We start from the raw sequence: 334 nt of genomic DNA, 5'->3' as shown, positions 1-334 counted from the left end.
AGCGCGACGCCCATCCCGCCGCCGATGCACAGCGACGCCAGCCCGCGCTTCGCGTCGCGCTTGACCATCTCGTGCAGCAGCGTCACCAGGATCCGGCAGCCCGACGCGCCGATCGGGTGACCGATCGCGATCGCCCCGCCGTTCACGTTCACCTTCGACGTGTCCCAGCCCATCTGCTTGTGCACCGCCAGCGCCTGCGCCGCGAAGGCCTCGTTGATTTCCATCAGGTCCAGATCGCCCGGCGTCCAGCCCGCTCGCTCCAGGCAGCGGCGCGATGCCGGCACCGGCCCCATGCCCATCACGCTCGGATCCACGCCCGCGTTCGCGTATGCCT

Annotated in this window: 1 pseudogene; it reads right to left on the bottom strand. The window is 70.7% G+C overall.

Annotated elements, in window-relative coordinates:
* Positions 1-334: pseudogene (locus ACV22W_RS33690) on the bottom strand (acetyl-CoA C-acetyltransferase); the annotation flags it as partial.

Source organism: Burkholderia sp. AW49-1, from assembly GCF_053427845.1.
This window is presented reverse-complemented; position numbering and strand designations above follow the sequence as displayed.